Source organism: Oleiphilus sp. HI0123 (assembly GCF_001635315.1).
The window spans coordinates 1-1,231 of record NZ_LWGE01000981.1 but is presented as its reverse complement, the minus strand read 5'-3'; the positions used below and the strand labels follow the sequence as shown (position 1 = coordinate 1,231).

Here is a 1,231-nt window from a genome sequence, read left to right as displayed (position 1 = left end):
GTGCCATTGCGATACGGGGTTTTGAGTTCATACCGAACGTGTCCATTGGAGGTCAATGCCAGGCGCTTTTCTGAAACAGCGGGTCGGCTAACGTAGCGGCAGAGCCGTTCGAGTTTATCCCTCTGATGTCCTTCGGCCATCACACCGGCATGGAGTGAAAACCCTGCCACTTTAGCCGCTTGGCCATAGCCTGGCTTCTCACTTTCGCAATGAGGGAAGGTTTGCAGGGTGAACACCTTACTCCCTTGCTGGGGGCCGGTGGCGATGCGGTAAGTCACCGAGGAACCGTGCAGTTGCGTGAGTACATCTCCTCCTTCCTCGTCCAGCGTCAACCAGGTATTCTCGGCATCTCGCTCCAACAGACCGCGTTTTTCCAGGCAGCGAGCGACCCGGTGGCTGAGGGTGTTAACGAGCGCATTGAGTTCATGTTGAGTGGGTGCCTTGACCCGATGGAACCGCCGTTGGCCATAGGTATCTTCGGCGTATACGCCATCGAGAAATAGCATGTGGTAATGGACATTAAGGTTGAGCGCAGAACCAAAGCGTTGGATCAACGTCACTGCACCGGTTTGTGCGGTAGCCTTGGTAAAACCAGCCTGCCTAATTAAATGCGTAGAGACGGTGCGGTAGACAATGCCTAACACTTTACCCATCAGCTCTGGATGGCGAGCCAGCAGGAATCGTAACTGGAAGGGAAAGCTCAGCACCCACTGGCGTATGGGAACTTTGGGAAACACCTCATCCACCAAGAGCGCGGCACTCTCCGCCATCCGGCGGGCACCACAGCTGGGGCAGAACCCTCTGCGCTTGCAGCTAAATGCCACCAATCGTTCATGATGGCAATCCTCGCAGCGGACACGCAAAAAGCCATATTCCAGCCGACCACATTGGAGAAAATCTTCGAACTCTCTCTGAACGTAACGAGGCAAGCTTTGTCCCTGACCCTCCAACGAGGACTTAAAGACAGGATAATGTTCCTGAACCAATTGATAGAGGAGCGTCTTTTCGGGCTGATGGCGTTCATAGTATGGTGCTTGACTCGCCCAGACATTCCTTGCCGGTGACATGAGCATCCTCCTTGATACTGTTTATGCATACAGCATATAGAAGAAGCTTCACTTAGCGAATATTGGCCGTAATTTTGTAAAAACAGTCCAACTGTTATGTCCGCTTATCTCACTTTCCAGAAGTAACCGATCAGATCAATATTGGCCAAAAAATCCTTGTTTAT

General features: G+C 52.2%; 1 protein-coding gene. It reads right to left on the bottom strand.

What is annotated here, in order from left to right; translation table 11 throughout:
* Nucleotides 1-1,067, bottom strand: a 1,067-nt coding sequence (locus tag A3761_RS08475) for a transposase (protein ID WP_068750111.1), incomplete at its 3' end; no start/stop codon positions are given.
* Between the last annotated feature and the right edge of the window lie 164 nt (nucleotides 1,068-1,231).